This window comes from Lacrimispora amygdalina, from assembly GCF_003432035.1.
In the GTDB taxonomy this organism is placed as follows: domain Bacteria; phylum Bacillota; class Clostridia; order Lachnospirales; family Lachnospiraceae; genus Lacrimispora; species Lacrimispora amygdalina.
Map to the genome: position 1 here is coordinate 47,133 of NZ_QOHO01000024.1, position 6,035 is coordinate 53,167.

Genomic DNA, 6,035 nt, shown 5'->3' on the forward strand with positions numbered 1-6,035 from the left:
ATAAATGAAAGTATTGGGAATATCATTCGGACGAAAGATGAAATGCGGAGACATCATGGTAAAGGAAGCTCTTTTTCAGGCAAAAGCAGCCGGAGCTGAAGTGGAATTTATCAACACCATTAATATGGAAATCGGGCACTGCAAAGCCTGCGGAGCCTGCAGCACGAAACGGGACCGGGGGGGCCAGGTAGCGTGTATTTTAAAGGATGACTATGAGAAACTGGAAGAAGCAGTGCTGAACGCAGACGGAATTATCATTGCTGCTCCCGTATATGCGGTAGGAATTGTGGGTCAGTTTAAGAACTTTGTTGACCGGTTCTGTCCTGCCCATGACAGGGCGGCTCTTTTGGAAGAACAGAAAAAGAGGGTGGAAGCCGGGAAAACCGGAGAGGAACTTTTGGATGCCAGATATTTTAAAGACCGTTATATCGGATATATTTCAGTAGGCGGAGCGTCTACCCAAAACTGGGTATCCATGGGACTTCCCATGCTCAATCTGTTCGGTTTTTCCTGCCATATGAAGGTGGTAGGACAGATTGATGCCTATGATCAGGGAAGAAGGGCCAATCCCGTGTTTGACAGCCATCTGATGGAGCAGTGCCAGAACCTGGGCAGAGCCATTGCCCAGTCAGTGGGAAAACCCTATGATGAAGTGGAATGGCTTGGGGAAGAGGGAATCTGTCCGGTCTGCCACTGCAATCAGCTGAGCATTTCTCCCTCCCGCTCTGCAATTGTGGAATGTCCTGTTTGCGGAATCAGCGGAAATCTGGAGCTAAAGGACAATAAAATAGAAGTAAAATTCAGTGAAGAGCAGATAAATCGTGCCAGATGGACCATTAACGGACTGTATGAGCATTATCATGAGATACAGGGAATGATTAAGATCTGTGTTCCAAAGCTTCAGGAACATAAGGATACATTGCCAAAGATGCTGGAGAAGTATGAGAAATTTGATGAATTCATCAATCAGTGACGGAATAGGAGAGGGAGAAGATGGGGACAAACAAAAATGAAATAAGACCGGTTCAAATAGGGGTTTACGGTCTTGGTAATTTTGCATCACAGTTATCCTGGACAATGGTCAGTTCATATCTGATTTTGTTTTATACGGATGTGTTTGGGCTGGCAACCGGGGCAGTTGCAATTCTCATGCTGGTGGCCAAGATCTGGGATGGAATGAATGATCCCATGATGGGGGCAATCATGGAGCGAACAAGTACCAGGTGGGGAAGGTTTCGTCCGTATATTTTTATAGGAGCCCCTCTGCTGGTGGTTTTTACAATTCTCACGTTTACAGTACCTGGGTTTGGTGAGAAAGGAAAGCTGATTTATGCCTATATTACTTACATTGGTCTTGGCATGAGCTATACAGTATTAAATGTTCCTTATACAGCATTGCCGGCTGTTATGACCAATGAACCGAAAAGTATCAACCGGCTTTATGCCGCACAGATGGTGGGAATGACAACGGGTATGATTATTCTCAATCTCTGTACACTGCCTCTTGTGAAATTTTTAGGCGGCGGCTTACAGGCAGCCGGATATCAGAAAACGGCAACCTTATATGCGCTCATCTCCCTTCCGATTTTCTGGTTTGTGGCATATTTCTGCAAAGAAAATATTACTGTCCGCAAGGAAGATCAGGTGCCGGTAAAAGAGACCGTAAAGGCGATTCTGAAAAACAGAAATTTAATGCTTACCATTGCCTATACGATCATTTCCATGGCCGGACTATTCGGTCGCATTGGTGTAGCTGTATATTTTTACATTTACTGTGTTCAGGATTACCGCTTCATTACTCTGTTTATGATGATGCAGATGATCGTTGGTACAATCATCATGCCGATTTCTCCAAAAGTAATGGAAAAGATCGGAAAGCGCAATACATGTATTTTGGCTATGCTGCTCCAGTCCGTATCAATGGCTCTTATGTTTTTCGGCCCATATAAGAACATTCCTTACTTATTCCTGTGCCATATTATCTACGGATTAGGCTACGTTGCTGGACCTTGCGGAAGTGCAATGATCATTGACTCCATAGACGAATATGACATTAGAAATCAGGTCAGAAGTGACGGAACGGCATTTGCCATGAACGGCCTTGGAACCAAGGTGGCAGCAGCAATCGGAAGTGCACTGGGGATCGCTATTATCGGCTGGTTTGGTTATGCGGCCGGGCAGGATCCCACCCCCGGAGTTCAAAATGGAATTAACATAGCTGCCAATCTGGTGCCGATGCTGTTCTTCCTCCTGTCAATCATACCGCTTGCAATGTACAATCTCTCCGATGATAAGATGGAGGGGATCAGGAAAGCAATCTATGAACGGAATATGGCAAAACAGAAAGCAGATTAATAAGGAGTTTTAGTATTGATAAAGACAAAAGGGAAACAGGGAGGAATGATTCATGGCAGTCATAACCATAGACGGTAAAAGAATGGAAGTACCAGATGGCAGGAATGTGCTTGACTGCGCTCTTGATGCGGGAATTTATATTCCTCATCTATGTCATCATCCGGATTTAAAGCCCTTAGGCTCCTGCCGGATGTGCCTGGTTGAAGTAGATGGGGGGGAGACACCGGTCACCTCCTGCAATTTAATAGCAAAGACTGGAATGAACATCCGGACTGACAGTGAGGAGATTGCAAGGCTACGTATGCTTTCTCTGGAACTGATCTTAACCGGTCATCCAGAGGATTGTTCCACTTGTCCCAAGTACGGCAGCTGTGAGCTTCAGACTCTGATCCAGTATATCGGTCCGAAGACAGGCAGGCTGAAAATGAGGATTAAGGGATTCCGGACAGAAGAGGAAAATCCCCTTCTGGTCCATGATATGAACCGCTGCGTTCTCTGCGGCCGCTGTGTCAGAGCATGTCAGGAGCTGAGGGGAGTTCACGTACTGGATTATCGGCAGAAAGGGCTGGAAACGTATGTGGGCACAGTTCACGAAAAGCTTCTGGCTGATGCAGACTGCCGTTTCTGCGGAGCCTGTGCTGAGGTCTGTCCAACCGGAGCAATCCGTGACAAATGGAAAGAGGGACAGGAGCGCAGATCAAAACAGGACAGAATTGTCCCCTGCCGCTACGGCTGCCCTGCCCACATTGATATTCCAAGATATGTCAGGCTTGCAGGGGAAGCACGGTATGATGAGGCGGCAGCCGTAGTCCGGGAAAAAGCTCCCTTTCCAGAGATCCTGGGGCATATTTGCAGCCATGCCTGTGAGCTGGAATGCAAAAGAGGGGAGATTAATAAATCTGTTTCCATCAGAAATATCAAACGGTATGCTGCGGAGCATGATACGGGAAGCTGTTGGAGAGGAAAAGGAAAGCAGCTTAAAGACAGTGGAAAAAAGGTATGCATTGTGGGTGCCGGACCTGCAGGTCTGACAGCAGCCTACTATCTTCGCAAGCAGGGGCATGAGGTTACGGTTAAGGAGTCACTTCCGCAGGTTGGGGGTATGATGAGCTATGGAATTCCTTCATACCGCCTCCCAAGAGAAGTAATAACAAAAGAGACAGCCCTGATTACAGAAGCCGGTGTAAGGATTGAAACATCTGTAAAAGTAGAAAATCCGTCATTGTTGCTAAAGGAATATGATGCTGTGCTGATGGCAGTGGGAAGCCACAAGGGAATCCGTCTAACGATGGAAGGAGATCATCTGCCTGGTGTGGTTTTAAATACCGATTTCCTCAGGCAGGTAAATCTTGGGGAACCGGTGGATTTAGGAAGCAGGGTGGTTGTTCTGGGCGGCGGAAATGTAGCGTTTGACTGTGCCAGGACAGCGAAACGCCTGGGGGCAGAACGAGTTTTACTTGCCTGTCTGGAAGCCAGAGAGGCCATGACAGCCGATGAAGAGGAGATTCTTCAGGCTGAGGAGGAAGGAATTGGGATCTATCCTGCACATACTTTTGAACGGATTACCGGAACAAAAAAGGTCACAGGAGTAGATTTTATGAAGGTAAAATCCTTTACTTTTGATGTTCAGAGAAAGGCTGTTATTGAAAAACAGGAAGGAACTGAGCTGCATCTGGAAGCTGACACGGTGATATTTGCTGTGGGGCAGAGGCCGGATCTTGATGAGACGTCAGGTCTTTTGCTGGGAAGAGGAAACTGCATACAGGTAAAAGAACATTCCCTTAAAACATCCTGTGATGGCGTTTTTGCTGCCGGTGATGCAGTATATGGAACAAAATCAGTAATTGCAGCAATTGCATCCGGAAGAGAGGCGGCTTCAGAAATAGACCGTTATCTTGGAGGTGATGGAGATATATCAGAGAAACTGGCTCCGGATGAGTCTGTATCACCCCATATCGGATCTTGTCCGGGTTTTGCTTACAGGGAGCGGCAGGAGTCCCAATTGCTGCCTGCAGAACAACGGGTTGCTAATTTTAATATAGCTGACACGGGGATCGGGGAATGCGTATCATTGGAAACCGGACGCTGCCTGCAGTGCGATCTGCGTCTAAATATTGCCCAGCCCAGACTGTGGGGAGATTATTCCGGACAGGAGGGAACGGATGTATGAGTGACCGCCGTGATGATGTGATGAGAGTACTATCGGCTTATCAATTAAAGGATTATGGTATAAAAGGACCTTCCCTTGCAGAAAGCTTTGCCAGGCGTCAGGCCAGCTGCCTTGTGGTCGGTCTGCGAAACAGCGATAAATCCGGGGTTCTGCTTCAGCTTTTGGATACACAAGAAGGTGTGAATCAGCTGATAACCGGAATGGAATCTGCGGCCCTGCTACTGGGAGCCGGAAAGAAAATATTTTATATCCCAGAATATGCAATACATGTAAAGGAACGGATTGAAACGTTTGTGAGCGCAGCCGGCATTGAAGTAAGGATTGGATTAATTGATGTAAGAGAGCATGAGGATTCTGTTATCTGCCATCTGGTGACCATGCTTGAGATTGCTGATTGTTTAGAAGGTACATATGAGGAAAGTATTTATGTTTCTGTAAATGGAGGCAGTCTGAAGCGAGTGTCTCCTGATACCTCTGTTGGAGATCTGACCGGCACAAAAAAGGGAAAAGGAGTCCTGATTGGTAACCGTATCTATGATAATCATGCATTGGAGATGAATCTGGATGAGTCAGAGTTGGACAATGGAATGGTGCAGATACTTGGCGAAAATGACTGCATGATCCGTCTGGTGGAAAAAGATCTTTTGGAAAACAGGGAAAGAAGCTGCGGAAAATGCGTGTTCTGCAGGGAAGGACTCTTACAACTGCACGCCATGTATAAAGATACTGCCGAAGGGAAAGGGAAAAACGATTATCCGGAACTGATCCGGGAAATAGGACTTGCAATGAAGCATGGATGCCTTTGTTCTCTGGGGCAGAACGGTGCACAGCCGGCATTGGGAGTTCTGGAACATTTTTCTAATGAATATATGGCACATAATAAGAGAAAAAAATGTCCTGCAGGTGTTTGCTTTTTGAAATCAGTAATCTATATAGATCCTGTTCTCTGTACCGGCTGTATGGAATGCCTGGATCGGTGCCGGGCAGGCTGTATAGAAGGAAAGTCAGGGTATATTCACATGATAGACAGTACGGAATGCACCGGATGCAGAGCATGTATGGAGATATGCAAAGCAGATGCAATTGTTGAAACGGAAGGAAAGCTGCCTAAACTTCCTGAAAGACTGGTAAAGTGCGGTAAATTTAAAAAAAGATAGGCGTAATTTATTGCATTAAGTAGAAAATGCAGGCAGAGCCTTGTTTGATATTTTGCAAAGTGATAAAATAAATGCGAAGTATATAATAAGGAAGTGTTTAAGATGAAACGTTTAATAAAAATTTACTGGCTTGGCTGGGTAAAGTGTGCAGAAATCATGAAGCAGGGTGTCTTTTCCATGAACCATTGTGCTTATGTTCCGGATGTAAAATCAAAATAAGGAAACTGATCCTCTGACTCTGTTATACGAAAATCACCTTTCGTTTCCAATAGAAATTTTCTATTTTACGAAAGGTGATTTTTTTTTGTACACCTTAAATTTTTTTCTTAACAAAATGTTTTTACAATTTCGGT

4 protein-coding genes are annotated in these 6,035 nt (G+C 45.5%); all 4 read left to right on the forward strand.

Annotated elements, in window-relative coordinates; genetic code table 11:
* The first annotated feature begins 4 nt into the window (after positions 1–4).
* From DS742_RS08485 to DS742_RS08500, 4 genes are read left to right on the forward strand one after another with little or no spacing between them, the layout of a single operon-like run.
* Positions 5–973, forward strand: a complete 969-nt coding sequence (locus DS742_RS08485) for a flavodoxin family protein (protein WP_117416562.1) — start codon at positions 5–7, stop codon at positions 971–973.
* Between the two features lie 20 nt (positions 974–993).
* Entirely contained in the window at positions 994–2,355 is a 1,362-nt protein-coding gene (locus DS742_RS08490) for an MFS transporter (RefSeq protein ID WP_117416563.1), read from the forward strand.
* Between the two features lie 52 nt (positions 2,356–2,407).
* Complete coding sequence (locus tag DS742_RS08495; RefSeq protein ID WP_117416564.1) at positions 2,408–4,525, forward strand: FAD-dependent oxidoreductase; 2,118 nt, start codon at positions 2,408–2,410, stop codon at positions 4,523–4,525.
* The gene (locus tag DS742_RS08500; protein WP_170313397.1) at positions 4,522–5,682 is read left to right on the forward strand and encodes an NADH-ubiquinone oxidoreductase-F iron-sulfur binding region domain-containing protein; all 1,161 of its coding nucleotides are present in this window, start codon (positions 4,522–4,524) and stop codon (positions 5,680–5,682) included. The genes DS742_RS08495 and DS742_RS08500 overlap by 4 nt, the downstream gene beginning before the upstream one ends.
* The last annotated feature ends 353 nt before the right edge of the window (positions 5,683–6,035 follow it).

Excerpts from the sequence above, each read along its gene's own strand:
- DS742_RS08485 (WP_117416562.1), top strand. The coding sequence starts at position 5 with ATGAAAGTATTGGGAATATCATTCGGACGAAAGATGAAATGCGGAGAC.
- DS742_RS08490 (WP_117416563.1), top strand. The coding sequence starts at position 994 with ATGGGGACAAACAAAAATGAAATAAGACCGGTTCAAATAGGGGTTTAC.
- DS742_RS08495 (WP_117416564.1), top strand. The coding sequence starts at position 2,408 with ATGGCAGTCATAACCATAGACGGTAAAAGAATGGAAGTACCAGATGGC.
- DS742_RS08500 (WP_170313397.1), top strand. The coding sequence starts at position 4,522 with ATGAGTGACCGCCGTGATGATGTGATGAGAGTACTATCGGCTTATCAA.